This is a genomic window from Rhodanobacter sp. UC4438_H5 (genome assembly GCF_052978405.1).
The window spans coordinates 847,564-862,069 of sequence record NZ_CM129672.1; the positions used below are offsets into that span (position 1 = coordinate 847,564).

General features: G+C 66.4%; 12 protein-coding genes. 7 read left to right on the plus strand and 5 right to left on the minus strand.

Annotated elements, in window-relative coordinates:
- Positions 1 to 105: 105 nt before the first annotated feature.
- Together dnaJ and dapB are read left to right on the plus strand one after the other, a co-directional pair.
- Positions 106 to 1,233: a molecular chaperone DnaJ gene (dnaJ, locus tag ACVCL9_RS03870; protein WP_395118134.1), complete on the plus strand. Its 1,128-nt coding sequence runs from the start codon at positions 106 to 108 to the stop codon at positions 1,231 to 1,233.
- Positions 1,234 to 1,315: 82 nt separating this feature from the next.
- Positions 1,316 to 2,107 carry a 4-hydroxy-tetrahydrodipicolinate reductase gene (gene dapB, locus ACVCL9_RS03875; RefSeq protein ID WP_395118136.1) on the plus strand — a complete coding sequence of 264 codons (792 nt, stop codon included), beginning with the start codon at positions 1,316 to 1,318 and terminating at the stop codon, positions 2,105 to 2,107.
- A gap of 37 nt (positions 2,108 to 2,144) precedes the next feature.
- On the opposite strand, the gene ACVCL9_RS03880 is transcribed toward dapB, so the two are convergent.
- Entirely contained in the window at positions 2,145 to 2,840 is a 696-nt protein-coding gene (locus tag ACVCL9_RS03880) for a 2OG-Fe(II) oxygenase (protein ID WP_395118139.1), read from the minus strand.
- Positions 2,841 to 3,055: 215 nt separating this feature from the next.
- Between ACVCL9_RS03880 and carA the strand changes: the two genes are divergently transcribed.
- From carA to greA, 3 genes are read left to right on the plus strand one after another with little or no spacing between them, the layout of a single operon-like run.
- Positions 3,056 to 4,183: a glutamine-hydrolyzing carbamoyl-phosphate synthase small subunit gene (gene carA / locus ACVCL9_RS03885; RefSeq protein WP_395118141.1), complete on the plus strand. Its 1,128-nt coding sequence runs from the start codon at positions 3,056 to 3,058 to the stop codon at positions 4,181 to 4,183.
- Position 4,184: 1 nt separating this feature from the next.
- Positions 4,185 to 7,412 (plus strand): carbamoyl-phosphate synthase large subunit, encoded by a 3,228-nt coding sequence (gene carB / locus ACVCL9_RS03890; RefSeq protein ID WP_395118144.1) that lies wholly within the window; start codon positions 4,185 to 4,187, stop codon positions 7,410 to 7,412.
- Positions 7,409 to 7,885: a transcription elongation factor GreA gene (gene greA / locus ACVCL9_RS03895; RefSeq protein ID WP_395118146.1), complete on the plus strand. Its 477-nt coding sequence runs from the start codon at positions 7,409 to 7,411 to the stop codon at positions 7,883 to 7,885. The genes carB and greA overlap by 4 nt, the downstream gene beginning before the upstream one ends.
- Before the next feature lie 229 nt (positions 7,886 to 8,114).
- On the opposite strand, the gene ykgO is transcribed toward greA, so the two are convergent.
- The 4 genes from ykgO to ACVCL9_RS03915 form a co-directional block, all read right to left on the minus strand.
- Entirely contained in the window at positions 8,115 to 8,240 is a 126-nt protein-coding gene (gene ykgO, locus ACVCL9_RS03900) for a type B 50S ribosomal protein L36 (protein WP_007080705.1), read from the minus strand.
- Between the two features lie 62 nt (positions 8,241 to 8,302).
- On the minus strand, positions 8,303 to 9,214 hold the full coding sequence (locus ACVCL9_RS03905; protein ID WP_447099054.1) for a LysR substrate-binding domain-containing protein: 912 nt from the start codon (positions 9,212 to 9,214) through the stop codon (positions 8,303 to 8,305).
- 231 nt (positions 9,215 to 9,445) lie between these two features.
- Positions 9,446 to 11,464, minus strand: coding sequence for an oxidoreductase (locus ACVCL9_RS03910; protein ID WP_447099053.1), 2,019 nt, complete (start codon positions 11,462 to 11,464; stop codon positions 9,446 to 9,448).
- A gap of 81 nt (positions 11,465 to 11,545) precedes the next feature.
- Positions 11,546 to 11,803, minus strand: coding sequence for an acyl-CoA-binding protein (locus ACVCL9_RS03915; protein WP_447099052.1), 258 nt, complete (start codon positions 11,801 to 11,803; stop codon positions 11,546 to 11,548).
- A gap of 104 nt (positions 11,804 to 11,907) precedes the next feature.
- Here ACVCL9_RS03915 and cmk point away from each other — a divergent pair, with 104 nt between their 5' ends.
- Together cmk and rpsA are read left to right on the plus strand one after the other, a co-directional pair.
- On the plus strand, positions 11,908 to 12,588 hold the full coding sequence (gene cmk, locus ACVCL9_RS03920; RefSeq protein ID WP_395118154.1) for a (d)CMP kinase: 681 nt from the start codon (positions 11,908 to 11,910) through the stop codon (positions 12,586 to 12,588).
- Between the two features lie 176 nt (positions 12,589 to 12,764).
- Positions 12,765 to 14,438, plus strand: a complete 1,674-nt coding sequence (gene rpsA, locus ACVCL9_RS03925; RefSeq protein ID WP_395118156.1) for a 30S ribosomal protein S1 — start codon at positions 12,765 to 12,767, stop codon at positions 14,436 to 14,438.
- Positions 14,439 to 14,506 lie beyond the last annotated feature (68 nt).

Here is a 14,506-nt window from a genome sequence, read left to right on the forward strand (position 1 = left end):
CATCGTCATCGGCACTGCCCGATGGCCAGCCCGCGCCAGGAACGTTCCTGGCGCGGGCGGTTTTGCGGATGGTGCCATGGGGCGGACGAGCATGTGGATGCATGAATGAGCAAGCGTGATTACTACGAAGTGCTGGGTGTGGAACGCACCGTCACCGAAGTCGAACTGAAGAAGTCCTTCCGTCGGCTGGCCATGAAGTACCACCCGGATCGTTGCCCCGACGACCCGACCGCGCAGGACAAGTTCAAGGAGGCCAAGGAGGCCTACGAAGTGCTGTCCGACGAGCGCAAGCGTGCCTTGTACGACCAGCACGGCCACGCGGCGTTCGAAGGCGGCATGGGCGGCCGCGGCGGCGCCGGGTTCGGCGACGTGGGCGACATCTTCGGCGACATCTTCGGCGACATCTTCGGCAGGAATGGCGGTGGCCGCGGCCGGCCGCGCCGCGGCTCGGACCTGCGCTACATCATGGATCTCGACCTCGAGGAAGCCGTGTTCGGCGTCAGCAAGCAGATCGAGATCCCCACCCAGGTCAATTGCCATCACTGCAACGGCAGCGGTTCGGCCGACGGCAAGGTAGCCAAGTGCGCGACCTGCCATGGCCACGGCCAGGTGCGCATGCAGAACGGCATCTTCTCGATCCAGCAGGCTTGCCCGCATTGCGGCGGCACCGGCCAGGCAATCGAGAATCCCTGCCGCAAGTGCCACGGCGAGGGACGCATCGAGGAGACCCGCACGCTGTCCGTGCAGATCCCCGAGGGCGTCGACAACGGTGACCGCATTCGCCTGAGCGGGCAGGGCGAGGCCGGCCCGTCCGGCACGCCTGCCGGCGACCTCTACGTGGAAGTGCGCGTGCGCGAGCATGCGATCTTCCAGCGCGACGGCAGCGACCTGTATTGCGAACTGCCGATCCGCTTTTCGCAGGCTGCGCTGGGCGCCCAGTTGCCGGTGCCGACGCTGGAGGGCGAAGTCCCGATAAGCATTCCGCCGGAGACGCAGACCGGCGCGCAGTTCCGCCTGCGCGGCCGCGGCGTCAAGTCGGTGCGCAGCAGCCGCCACGGCGACCTGATTTGTCGGGTGGTGGTGGAAACGCCGGTGCGCCTGACGCGCCAGCAACGCGAGCTGCTGGAGTCGCTGGAGGCCACGTTCAGCGGCAGCGACGCCGACAAGCACACGCCGCGCGCCAAGGGCTGGGTCGACGGCGTGAAGAAATTCTGGTCCCGCGTGACCGCCTGAGGCGAAGCGGGCCTGCGGCCGCCACCCCGCGGCCGGGCTGCGCGGTTAGCATGGACGCCTGACCCCGAGGAATGCTGCGCCGATGACACGCCCCTTTCGACTCGCCGTGAACGGTGCCTCCGGCCGCATGGGCCGCGCCTTGCTCGACTTGCTGGGTGCCGACGGCGACGCCGAACTGGTGCATGCCGTGGTGGCGCCGGGGTCGATCCACGCCGGCCAGCCCGTGCCCGGTGTGGCAAACGGAACCCTTCGTTACGCGCATGACTGGACGCAGGCGCCGCCGATCGACGTCATTGTCGATTTCAGCACGCCTGCGGCGCTGGGAGCTGCGCTCGACCATTGTCTGGAGCGCGGCATCGCACTGGTCAGCGGCACCACCGGCATCGACGGCGCGCTGACGTCGCGGTTGGCCGATGCCGCGCGGCAGATCGCGGTCCTGCGCGCCGCCAACTTCAGCCTCGGCGTGGCGATGCTGGCGCGGCTGTTGCGCGAGGCGGCGTCGGCCCTGCCGGCCTGGGATCTGGAGATCGTCGAAGCGCACCACGGTCGCAAGCGCGATGCACCATCCGGCACCGCCCTGGCGCTTGGCGAGGCGGCGGCGGCCGCACGCCACACCACGCTGGAGGCTGCGGCGGCATTCGAGCGTGGCGGCGAGCGCGTCGACGGCAGCATCGGTTTCGCCGTGATCCGCGGTGGCGACATCGTGGGCGAGCACCAGGTCATGCTGATCGGTCAGGGCGAGCGGCTGGAGCTGGTCCACCGCGCCACCGATCGCTCGATCTTCGCGCGTGGCGCGCTGCATGCGGCGCACTGGCTCGCAGGCCGGCCAGCCGGTCAGTGGCGGCTGGACGACGTCATCGCCACGCGGCCCTGAGGCACTTCCTCCGGCGCTGCCGGAGCCTGCTCCCGGCTCAATCGCGGTGCGCGGCGTTGCGGCCCCGGCTGGCGCCGAACTTCCGGTCGAGGCCGCCGAAAACCTTCTTGAACGCCCGCGAGAACTTGCCGCGACGGGTCTTGCGCAGCTTCTCTTCCTCGCTGGTGAGCCAGGCGACCTGGATGACGCGGCGTTCGCCCTCGTACGGCAAATGGCCGTGGAAGGAGTTGTCGCAGCGCTTGAACACCGCAAACTCGCCGTACAGTGGAATCAGCTCGGGCATCACCATCGCGTCGATGTCGTCCATGCTGTGCAGGAATCGCAGGCAGCCGGCGCTGGTGTCAGGCCATTGGCCGTTGAGGTAGAGCAGGGCGGTGGCGATCTTCGACCGGCTGTCGGTGTGGATCGTGCCATGGCGCTTGTTGAGCATGCGGCACAGGGTAACCAGGGTGGGATAGCGATCCAGCTCCTCGATGCCCAGGCGCTTGCCGATGGCGCGGGCGAACTCCGGGGAGGTCAGGCCCTCGATCAGCGCATTGACGCTGGCGCCGCAATCGGCCGGTTCGTAGGGGAAGAATCCGGCGCTGGCATAGCGCGGGAAATCGCGATCGAGATCCGCACGCATCTCGTCGGGCAGTTGTCCGTGGGCGACCATGAACGGGAAAGGCTGGTGCCGGATCGTGGTATCCGGGCGATCGAGACGCGCGGGGTCCAGCAGTACGACGGCACCCATGGGACGTCCAGCTCCATTGAAATGAGGCCTAGTGTACCGTTCGCGCTCCATACGCGACGCACCGGGCATCGGCCGATTCATGCTGCCGCAAGGTGGACAGGAACGTGCCTGCAGCCTATCATTGCGACCCGCCCGGAAAGCTTCCCCTCCAAACTCCACAAGCCAGCAATACTGCGGCTTGCGGACTTTGCTGCATCAAAAAGGCGGTCCTTGTTATGTCGCATCCTGCCCTGCTGGCCCTCGAAGACGGCAGCATTTTTCATGGCCACGCCATCGGCGCCGTTGGCGAAACGGTCGGCGAAGTGGTCTTCAATACCGCCATGACCGGTTATCAGGAGATCCTCACCGATCCCTCCTACGCGCGCCAGATCGTCACGCTGACCTACCCGCACGTCGGCAACACTGGTGTCAACGAGGTGGATGTGGAGTCGAATCTCGTGCATGCCGCCGGCCTGATCGTGCGCGACGTGCCGCGGCGTGCCAGCAACTGGCGCTCCACTCGCAGCTTGCCCGACTACCTCGCCGACCACGGCACGGTGGCCATCGCCGGGATCGACACGCGCCGGCTGACCCGCATACTGCGCGAGAAGGGCGCGCTGGCCGGTTGCATCGTGGCGGGCGCGCAGGTCGACGCGGAAGATGCCCTGGCCAAGGCGCGCGGCTTCTCCGGCCTCGCCGGAATGGACTTGGCCAAGGTCGTGGGCACCGGCAAGCCCTACAGATGGAATCAGGGCTGCTATGACCTCGATCGCACGGCGTTCAACCAGCCGGCCATGCAGTTCAAGGTGGTGGCCTACGACTTCGGCACCAAGCTCAACATCCTGCGCCTGCTGGCCGAGCAGGGTTGCGACATTACCGTGGTGCCGCCGCAGACTCCCGCCGCGGAGGTGCTGGCGATGCAGCCCCATGGCGTGTTCCTTTCCAACGGCCCGGGCGATCCCGCTGCGTGCGATTACGCGATCGAGGCGACGCGCGTCTTCCTCGACGCGAAGATTCCGCTGTTCGGCATCTGCCTGGGCCATCAACTGATGGGGCTGGCGTTGGGCGGACGCACGCTGAAGATGAAATACGGCCACCACGGCGCCAACCATCCGGTGAAGGATCTGGACGACGGCCGCGTGCTGATCACCTCGCAGAACCACGGTTTCGCGGTCGATCCGGCCAGTCTGCCGGCCCATGTGCGGCTGACCCACCGCTCGCTGTTCGACGGTTCGCTGCAGGGTTTCGCGCTGACAGATCGCCCGGCCTTCTGTTTCCAGGGCCATCCCGAGGCCAGCCCGGGACCGCATGACATGGGCTATCTGTTCCAACGTTTCGCCAAGCTGATGCAGGAGGCTCGCTGAGATGCCCAAGCGCAATGACATCAAGAGCGTGCTTATCATCGGCGCCGGCCCGATCGTGATCGGCCAGGCCTGCGAGTTCGACTACTCCGGCGCGCAGGCCTGCAAGGCGCTGAAGGAAGAAGGCTTCCGCGTCATCCTGGTCAACTCCAATCCCGCCACGATCATGACCGATCCGGACACCGCCGACGCGGTGTACATCGAGCCGATCAACTGGCAGACGGTGGAACGCATCATCGCCAAGGAGCGCCCGGATGCGGTGCTGCCGACGATGGGTGGGCAGACCGCGCTCAATTGCGCGCTGGACCTTGCCGACCACGGCGTGCTGGAGAAGTACGACGTCGAGCTGATCGGCGCCCGGCGCGAAGCGATCCGCATGGCCGAGGACCGCGAGCTGTTCAAGCGGGCGATGACCGAGATCGGGCTGGACAGCCCCAAGTCGGACGTGGCCAAGAACTTCGAGCATGCAGTGGAGATCCAGGCCCGACTCGGTTTCCCGGTGATCATCCGGCCCAGCTTCACGCTGGGCGGCACCGGCGGCGGCATCGCCTACAACAAGGAAGAGTTCGAGACCATCGTCAAGCGTGGCCTCGACATGTCGCCCACCCACGAGGTGCTGATCGACGAATCCGTGCTGGGATGGAAGGAGTTCGAGATGGAAGTGGTCCGCGACACCGCGGACAACTGCATCATCATCTGCGCCATCGAGAACCTCGATCCGATGGGCGTGCACACCGGCGACTCGATCACCGTGGCACCGGCGCAGACGCTCACCGACAAGGAATACCAGCGCCTGCGCGATGCCTCCATCGCGGTGCTGCGCAAGATCGGCGTGGATACCGGCGGCTCCAACGTGCAGTTCGGCATCAACCCCGACGACGGTCGCGTGGTGGTGATCGAGATGAATCCGCGCGTGTCGCGCTCCTCGGCGCTGGCGTCGAAGGCCACCGGCTTCCCGATCGCCAAGGTCGCCGCCAAGCTGGCGGTGGGCTACACGCTGGACGAATTGAAGAACGACATCACCGGCGGTCGGACCCCGGCCTCGTTCGAGCCGTCGATCGACTACGTGGTTACCAAGATCCCGCGTTTCGCCTTCGAGAAGTTTCCCGCGGCCGATGCGCGCCTGACCACGCAGATGAAATCCGTCGGCGAGGTGATGGCGATCGGCCGTACCTTCCAGGAGTCGCTGCAGAAAGCCTTGCGCGGGCTGGAAATCGGCAAGACCGGCCTCAATCCCACCGGCCTGGACATCGGCACCGACGACGGTCTGGCGGTGCTCAAGCGGGAGCTGCGCGAGCCGCGTCCCGATCGCGTGTTCCACCTGGCCGATGCGTTCCGCGCCGGCCTGTCGCTGGAGGAGGTGTTCGAGCTAAGCCGGGTCGATCCCTGGTTCCTCGCCGCGTTCGAGGACATCGTGCTGGCCGAGACGGAGATCACCCGGCAAGGCATTACCGCGCTCGACGCCCCGCGTCTGCGTGAACTCAAGCGACTCGGCTTCGCCGACGCACGCATCGCCGAGCTGCTCGGTACCGACGAGGCCTCGGTGCGCCACCTGCGCCACACTCTGGGCGTGCGTCCGGTGTACAAGCGGGTGGATTCCTGTGCCGCCGAGTTTGTCACCGGCACCGCCTACATGTACTCGACCTACGAGGAAGAGTGCGAGGCGCTGCCCACCGATCGCGACAAGATCATCGTCCTCGGCGGCGGCCCGAACCGCATCGGGCAGGGCATCGAGTTCGACTATTGCTGCGTGCATGCGTCGCTCGCGCTGCGCGAGGACGGCTATGAAACCATCATGGTCAACTGCAATCCGGAAACCGTGTCGACCGACTACGACACTTCCGACCGGCTGTATTTCGAGCCGGTGACCCTGGAAGACGTGCTGGAAATCGTCCACCTCGAAAAGCCCAAGGGCGTGATCGTGCAGTACGGCGGGCAGACCCCGCTGAAGCTGGCGCGTGCGCTGGAAGCGGCCGGCGTGCCGATCATCGGCACCAGCCCCGACTCGATCGACCTGGCCGAGGATCGCGAGCGCTTCCAGCAGATGATCGAGAAGATCGGGCTGAAGCAGCCGCCGAACCGCACCGCGCGCAACGCCGACGAGGCGCTGGCGCTGGCCCGCGAGATCGGCTACCCGCTGGTGGTGCGCCCGAGCTACGTGCTTGGTGGCCGCGCGATGGAAGTCGTGCACGACGACGCCGACCTGTCGCGCTACATCCGCGACGCGGTGAAAGTGTCGAACGATTCGCCGGTGTTGCTGGACCGCTTCCTCGACCACGCGGTCGAAGTCGACGTGGACGTGATCGCCGATGCCGCTGGCACCGTGCTGATCGGCGGCATCATGGAGCACATCGAGGAGGCGGGCGTGCATTCGGGCGATTCGTCCTGCTCGCTGCCGCCGTATTCGCTGAGCGCCGATATCCAGGACGAGCTGCGCCGCCAGGTCAGCGCGATGGCGAAGGAGCTGAAGGTCGTCGGCCTGATGAACACCCAGTTCGCGATCCAGGGCGAGACGGTCTACATCCTGGAAGTGAACCCGCGCGCCTCGCGCACGGTGCCGTTCGTGTCCAAGGCTACCGGCGTGCCGCTGGCCAAGATTGCCGCGCGCGTGATGGCCGGGCGTTCGCTGGAGAGCATGAACGCGACACGCGAAGTGATCCCGTCGTACTTCTCGGTGAAGGAGGCGATCTTCCCGTTCCTGAAGTTCCAGAACGTCGATCCCATCCTGGGACCGGAGATGCGCTCCACCGGCGAGGTCATGGGCGTCGGGCGCAGCTTCGGCGCGGCGTTCGCGCGTGGCCACGAGGCCGCGGGCATCCGGCCGCCGTCGTTGGGCAAGGTGTTCCTGTCGGTGCGTGACGGCGACAAGGAGCTGCTGTTGCCGGTGGCCGCCGAAGTCATCGCGCGCGGGTTCAGCCTGGTGGCGACCGCCGGCACCGCCAGCTACCTGACCGCGCATGGCGTAAAGTGCGAGCGCATCAACAAGGTGATGGAAGGCCGGCCGCACATCGTCGACGCGATCAAGAACGGCGAAATCGTCTACATCGTCAACACCACCGAGGGGAAACAGGCGATCGCCGATTCCTTCTCGATCCGCCGCGAGGCGCTGCAGCACCGCGTCACCTACTCGACCACGGTGGCTGGTGCCCGCGCGCTGGTGCACTCGCTGGATTTCCGTGGCGGTGGTGAGGTCCACAGCCTGCAGGAACTGCATCAGGAGCTGAGCGCATGAGTCGTGCCCCGATCACCAAAACCGGTTCCGAACGCCTGCGCGCGGAACTGGAACGGCTGAAATCCATCGAGCGCCCGCGCATCATCGCGGCCATCGCGGAGGCTAGGGCGCACGGCGATCTCAAGGAGAACGCCGAGTACCACGCCGCGCGCGAACTGCAGAGCTTCACCGAGGGGCGCATCGCCCAGCTCGAAGGGTTGCTGTCGACCGCCGAAGTCATCGACGTGTCGCGGCTCAATGCGGGCAAGCGGGTGGTCTTCGGCGCGACCGTCGACCTGGAGGATGAGGACAGCGGCACCCCGGTGACCTACCAGATCGTCGGCGACCTGGAGGCGGACATCAAGCAGAACCTGATTGCCGTCTCCTCGCCGATCGCCCGCGCCCTGATCGGCAAGAGCGCCGGCGACAGCTTCGAGTTCACCGCGCCCAACGGCGTCAAACACTACGAAATCATCGACGTCCACTACGACTGAGGGGTTGGAAAGACTCAGCCTCGACGCCAAGGGCGGGGATGGTCGCGTGCCGGCCTGCTTTCGTCATTCGCGCGAACACGGAATCCATCTTGCGGTCCGCCCGGGATCAGGACGGCTTTCGCATGACCGCCCCTTCAGCCGTCGTGAAGCACCTCGCAGGCCCGATTCCACACGCGCACAAAAAAAGGCCGCATGAGCGGCCTTTTTTTGCCGGCACGTGCGCGACTACTCAGCGCTGGCGAGCCTTGAAACGGGGGTTGCTCTTGCAGATCACGAACACCTTGCCGCGACGACGCACGATCTTGCAATCGCGGTGCCGCGCCTTGGCGGACTTCAGAGAATTAAGCACCTTCACGGCAGGCTCCTGACACCAAATGAAAAACTCAAGCTCGCAAGTATAACGAGGCTCGCGGCAGCTCACAAGCCTGGCGCGACAGCCACTTCCGTGACGGTGGCCAGGAACTGTTGCAGCGCCGGTGAGGGGTCGTTGGCCCGGCAGGCCACGGCCAGCAGCAGAAAGGCGTTCGGGTCCTCCAGCGGCACATAGGCAACACCGGGCAGCCGCACCGTCCGCAGGCTGGACGGCACCAGCGCCAGTCCCAATCCGGCGGCGACCAGCGCCAGCAAGCCGTTGATCTGCTGGGCGTGCTGGACGATGGCGGGCTGGAACCCGGCGTGTTGCGCCAGCGTCACCAGGCGGTCATACAGCGTCGCGGCGAGCGCACGTGGCTGCGACACGAAGGCATCACTGGCAACCTCGGCAAGGTCGACGCTGCTGCGTCCGGCCAGCCGGTGCCCCGCCGGCATGGCAAGCAACAGCGGCTCGCGGTCGATCACGCTGAGTCTCAGGTTGCGCGCGTCCTGCAGGTGCGCCGGCTCGCCACGGACGAAGCCGGCGTCGATCTCGCCGCCCAGCAGCGCGGCGAATTGCGGCTCGGTGTACATCTCGTCGAGTTTCAGTCCCACCTTGGGCGCCACTTGTCCGTAACGGAGCAGGATTCGCGGCAGTGCCGGGTGGAACGATGCCGACACGGTGTAGGCCAGGCGCAGGTGGCCGCTGTGGCCGGCGGCAGCGGCGACGACCTGGCTGCGCGCCTCGTCTGCCTTGGCAAGGAGGTGCCTGGCCTGTTCGAGAAATACCCGGCCCGGTTCCGTCAGCGAGACATGGCGTTTGCTCCGCTCCAGCAGGCGCACGCCCAGATCCTGCTCCAGTGACTTGATCTGCTGCGACAGGGGCGGCTGCGAAAGATGCAGGCGCAAGGCGGCCCGCGTGAAGCTCAGCTCCTCGGCGACGGCCACGAAGTAGCGCAACTGGCGGAAATCAAACATATAGCAAAGTCGAATAAAAACGAGCGTAAATATATATTGGATACTTTATTCGGTCGATCATAAAATCACCGCGTCGCCCCACTATCCCCTCCCCCAGTGGCGGTGGCCCTCGCCCCGCAGCGACGCTGAATACGACATCTGGTTCAACTCCCCCCCTGAACCCATGTCGATGCGTCGCACCATGCGGGGCGCTTTCTTTTGCGGTGCCGCGCTGGCGTCGTCGCGGCCCGTTCAGAGTCGCGCCGCCAGCGCCGTGCCCTGCGCGATGGCGCGTTTGGCATCGAGCTCCGCGGCCACGTCGGCCCCGCCGATCACGTGCACGCTCATGCCCGCGGCGATGAGGGCATCGGCCAGTCGACGATCTGGCTCCTGGCCGGCGCAGACGACCACGTTGTCGACCGGCAGGACCTGCGGCTTGCCGTCGAGCGTGATGTGCAATCCGCGGTCGTCGAAGCGCTCGTAGCCGACCTTGCCCAGCATGGTCACCTGCTTGGCCTTCAAGGTGGCGCGATGCACCCAGCCGGTGGTCTTGTTGAGTCGGGCGCCGGGGCGTCCTTCGCTGCGCTGCAGCAGCCAGACCTGTCGCGCTGGCGCCTCCGGTCGCGCGTCCAGCAGGCCGCTGCGAGCGTGCAGCGCCATGTCCACGCCCCATTCGCGCGTCCAGCGGGCGACGTCGGTGGTGGGCGAGGGCGCGCGTTCGACGAGAAACTCGGCCACGTCGAACCCGATCCCGCCAGCGCCGATGATGGCCACTCTTGCGCCTACGGGTCGGTCCCGCGCCAGCACGTCGAGATAGCCCAGCACGCGCGGGTCGTCGCTGCCGGGGAAATCGACCTGGCGCGGGGTGACGCCGGTGGCAACGACCACCTCGTTGTAGCCGCCATCGCGCAGCATGGCAACGTCGGCGTTCTCGCGCAGACGCAGCTCGACGCCGGTATCGCGCAGCTGGTGGCCGAAGTAGCGCAGGGTTTCGTGGAACTCTTCCTTGCCCGGGATCCGCTTGGCGACGTTGAACTGCCCGCCGATCTCGTCGGCGCGGTCGATCAGGGTCACCCGGTGGCCGCGCTCGCCCAGCGTGCTGGCGCAAGCCATGCCGGCGGGGCCGGCGCCGATCACCGCGATGCGCTTGGGCACACGGGTCGGCTCGATCTTCAACTCTGTTTCGTGGCAGGCGCGCGGGTTGACCAGACAGCTGGCGCGCTTGTTCTGGAACACGTGGTCCAGGCAGGCCTGGTTGCACGCGATGCAGGTGTTGATGCGCTCGCTGCGGCCGGCCCTGGCCTTGTTCACCCACGCCGGGTCGGCCAGCAGCGGGCGCGCCATCGAGACCATGTCGGCGTCGCCATCGGCAAGGATGCGTTCGGCCACCTCCGGCATGTTGATGCGATTGGTGGCCACCAGCGGGATCGAGACCTCGCCCATCAGACGGCGCGTGACCCAGGCGAAACCGGCGCGGGGCACGCTGGTGACGATGGTCGGCACGCGCGCCTCATGCCAGCCGATGCCGGTGTTGATGATGCTGGCGCCGGCGGTCTCGACGGCCTTGGCCAGGGCCGCGATCTCGTCCCAGTTCTGGCCGTCGTCGACCAGGTCCAGCATCGACAGGCGATAGATGATGATGAAGTCGCGGCCGACGGCCTCGCGTGTGCGCCGCACGACCTCCACCGGAAAGCGCATGCGTCGCTGCGCATCGCCGCCCCATGCATCGTCGCGCCGGTTGGTGCGCGCGGCGATGAATTCGTTGATCAGGTAACCCTCCGATCCCATCACCTCGACGCCGTCGTAGCCCGCTTCCCGGGCCAGTTGCGCGCAGCGGACGAAGTCGCCGATGGTGCGCTCGACGCCGCGTGGCGACAGCGCGCGCGGCGTGAAGGGCGTGATCGGCGACTTGATCCGCGACGGCGCCACGGACAGCGGGTGATAGCCGTAGCGCCCGGCGTGCAGGATCTGCATGCAGATTCGGCCGCCTTCGGCATGGACGGCGGCGGTGAGCTTGCGGTGGCGCGGCTTGTGCCAGGGCATCGTGAGCCGACCGCCGAAGGGCTTCAGCCAGCCCTCGATGCTGGGCGAGATGCCGCCGGTGACCATCAGTCCCACGCCGCCGCGGGCGCGTTCGGCGAAATAGGCGGCCAGTTTGTCGTAGTCGCGGGCGCGATCTTCCAGCCCGGTGTGCATCGAACCCATCAGGATGCGGTTGGCCAAAGTGACGTGGCCCAGATCCAGCGGGGCGAACAGCTTGGGATAGTTCATGCGATCCACGCGGCTTCAAACGATCGTATGAATGTGCCGGCAATGGGCCTGCAAAAGCAAGCGGGGCGGGAGACGGAGCTGTCAGGCCAGCAGTTGCTGCACCAGGGCGATGTAGCGGCGCATGGCTTCCTCGACAGGAACGCCGTTCAACTGCGCCCAGGCTTCGTGCTTGGCAGTGCCCACGAAATCGAAAAAGCCCGGCAGGGTCCGCTTGAGGTCGCCCTCGGTGCCCTGCTTGTACAGGGCGTAGAGCTTGAGCAGGGTGTCGTTGTCCGGCCGTTTGGCCAGGCCTTTGACATCTTCGGCAGCTTGCTCGAACTCTCGACGCAGATCGTTCATGGGGCAATGGACCTGCGGCGGGCGGGAAACGGGATGGATAGCACGCGTTCGGAAGTGGGTCAACGCGTTAGACTGCGCGCTCTCCACGCCGCCAGGATGCTTCGATGAGCCATGCCGCCGCCGTTCCCGTGCTTGCCATCGACGGGCCGTCCGGGTCGGGCAAGGGCACGATCAGTGCGCTGGTGGCAGAGCGGCTGGGCTGGCGCCTGCTGGATTCCGGGGCGTTGTATCGCGCGGTGGGCTACGCCGCCGGCATGGCCGGGCTGGACCTGTCCGATGCCGATGCGATGGCCCGCTGCGCCCAGACGACGAAGATCCAGTTTCGCGCCGCCGAGACGGGAGGCGGGGCGCGGGTGATCGTCAACGGTCACGATGCCACCGACGAGTTGCGCACGGAAACGGCCGGTGCCGCGGCGTCGGCGATCGCCTCCATGCCCAGCGTGCGCGAGGCCCTGGTGGCGCTGCAGTTGGGCTTTCGCAAGGCGCCCGGGCTGGTGGCGGACGGGCGCGACATGGGCACGGTGATCTTCCCGGATGCCGCGTTCAAGGTTTTCCTCACCGCGAGCGCCGCCGAGCGGGCGAAAAGACGCTATAAGCAGTTGAAGGAAAAGGGGCTCAGCGTTACACTTGCCGGCCTTCAGCGCGAAATTGAGGCGCGTGACAGCCGCGATGCATCGCGTGCGGTCGCGCCACTCAAGCCCGCCGATGATGCGGTGCTGGTGGACACCACCGGCATGGCCATCGACGAGGTCGTGGCGAAAGTACTTGCCGTCGTGCAGTCCTGAGCGGATTGCGCGGCGGCTTTTGTGCCCCTGCCGCGGCAGGGGGTTTTGAACCACGGTGACAACGTTCGGCCCCGCAGGGCCGTCGCGGCCACCCCCAACCGGTGGACCGGGAAGTTCGTGCGCAACAACCAACCCAGCGCAGCGGACCCAAGGTCTTTTCCCACTATGGAATCAACATGACTGAAAGTTTTGCCGAACTGTTTGAACAGAGCCAGCAGGCCATCTCCAAGCTGAAGCCCGGCGCCATCGTCACCGGCATCGTCGTGGAAATCCGCAACGACGTCGTCGTGATCAATGCAGGCCTGAAGAGCGAAGGCATCGTCCCGATCGAGCAGTTCAAGAACGAGGAAGGTGTGCTGGAGGTGCAGGTTGGCGACGAGGTGAAGGTAGCCCTCGAAGCCCTGGAAGACGGTTTCGGCGAGACCAAGCTGTCGCGCGAGAAGGCCAAGCGCTCGATGGTGTGGGACGACCTGGAGCAGGCGTTCGACAAGGAAGAGACCATCGTCGGCATGATTTCCGGCAAGGTCAAGGGCGGTTTCACCGTCGACATCAAGGATGTCCGCGCGTTCCTGCCCGGTTCGCTGGTCGACGTGCGCCCGGTGCGCGAGCCGACCTACCTCGAGGGCAAGGAACTCGAGTTCAAGATCATCAAGCTGGATCGCAAGCGCAACAACGTGGTGGTCAGCCGCCGCGCCGTCGTCGAGACCGAGTTCTCCGAGGAGCGCGAGAAGCTGCTGGAACGCCTGGTGGAAGGCGCCGTCGTCAAGGGTGTGGTGAAGAACCTCACCGATTACGGCGCGTTCGTGGACCTGGGCGGCATCGACGGCCTGTTGCACATCACCGACATGGCGTGGAAGCGCGTGCGCCATCCGTCCGAGGTGGTCAACGTCGGCGACGAGCTCGACGTGCGCGTGCTGAAGTACGACAAGGAGCGCAACCGCGTGTCGCTGGGCCTGAAGCAGCTGGGCGACGACCCGTGGGTGAACATCTCGCGTCGCTACCCGGTCGGCAGCCGCATCTTCGGCAAGGTCTCCAACGTCACCGATTACGGCTGCTTCGTCGAGATCGAGCCGGGTGTGGAAGGCCTGGTGCACGTGTCCGAGATGGACTGGACCAACAAGAACGTCAACCCGGCCAAGGTGGTGCAGGTCGGCGACGAGACCGAAGTGACCGTGCTGGACGTGGATGAAGAGCGTCGCCGCATCTCGCTGGGCATCAAGCAGACCCGTTCGAACCCGTGGGAAGCCTTCGCCGCCATGCACAAGAAGGGCGACAAGGTCTCCGGCCAGATCAAGTCGATCACCGACTTCGGCGTGTTCATCGGCCTGGAAGGCGGCATCGACGGCCTGGTGCATCTGTCCGACATCTCGTGGCAGGTATCCGGCGAAGATCTCGTGCGCGACTTCAAGAAGGGCGAGGAGATCGAGGCGGTGGTGCTGGCCGTCGACCCGGAGCGCGAGCGCATCAGCCTCGGGATCAAGCAGATGGAGCAGGATCCGTTCGGCCAGTTCATGGCGGCCAACCCGCGTGGCACGATCGTCAACGGCACGGTCAAGGAAGTCGACGCCAAGGGTGCCGTGATCGACCTGGGCGAGGGCGTGGAGGGTTACCTGCGCGCCAACGACATCGCCAAGGAGCGCATCGACGACGCTACCCAGCACCTGAAGGTGGGCGACAAGGTCGAGGCCAAGTTCACCGGCATGGATCGCAAGGGTCGCCAGCTGGCGCTCTCGATTCGCGCCAAGGACGAGGAAGACGCCCCCGAAGCCGCGGTCGACTACTCTTCGGCCGCCAGTGGCACGACCAAGCTCGGCGCGTTGTTGAAGGAACAGTTCAACAAGGCCGACTGATCTCTCGTTGCAGGCACGACGCGGGGCGGCACGTCGCCGCCCCGCTGTTTCACGTCACGGACATTGGG

Bases quoted from the DNA above. Each gene is read 5' to 3' on its own strand.
- carB (WP_395118144.1), top strand. From the start codon at position 4,185: ATGCCCAAGCGCAATGACATCAAGAGCGTGCTTATCATCGGCGCCGGC.
- dnaJ (WP_395118134.1), top strand. From the start codon at position 106: ATGAGCAAGCGTGATTACTACGAAGTGCTGGGTGTGGAACGCACCGTC.
- cmk (WP_395118154.1), top strand. From the start codon at position 11,908: ATGAGCCATGCCGCCGCCGTTCCCGTGCTTGCCATCGACGGGCCGTCC.
- rpsA (WP_395118156.1), top strand. From the start codon at position 12,765: ATGACTGAAAGTTTTGCCGAACTGTTTGAACAGAGCCAGCAGGCCATC.
- dapB (WP_395118136.1), top strand. From the start codon at position 1,316: ATGACACGCCCCTTTCGACTCGCCGTGAACGGTGCCTCCGGCCGCATG.
- ACVCL9_RS03905 (WP_447099054.1), bottom strand. From the start codon at position 9,214: ATGTTTGATTTCCGCCAGTTGCGCTACTTCGTGGCCGTCGCCGAGGAG.
- carA (WP_395118141.1), top strand. From the start codon at position 3,056: ATGTCGCATCCTGCCCTGCTGGCCCTCGAAGACGGCAGCATTTTTCAT.
- greA (WP_395118146.1), top strand. From the start codon at position 7,409: ATGAGTCGTGCCCCGATCACCAAAACCGGTTCCGAACGCCTGCGCGCG.
- ACVCL9_RS03915 (WP_447099052.1), bottom strand. From the start codon at position 11,803: ATGAACGATCTGCGTCGAGAGTTCGAGCAAGCTGCCGAAGATGTCAAA.
- ACVCL9_RS03910 (WP_447099053.1), bottom strand. From the start codon at position 11,464: ATGAACTATCCCAAGCTGTTCGCCCCGCTGGATCTGGGCCACGTCACT.
- ACVCL9_RS03880 (WP_395118139.1), bottom strand. From the start codon at position 2,840: ATGGGTGCCGTCGTACTGCTGGACCCCGCGCGTCTCGATCGCCCGGAT.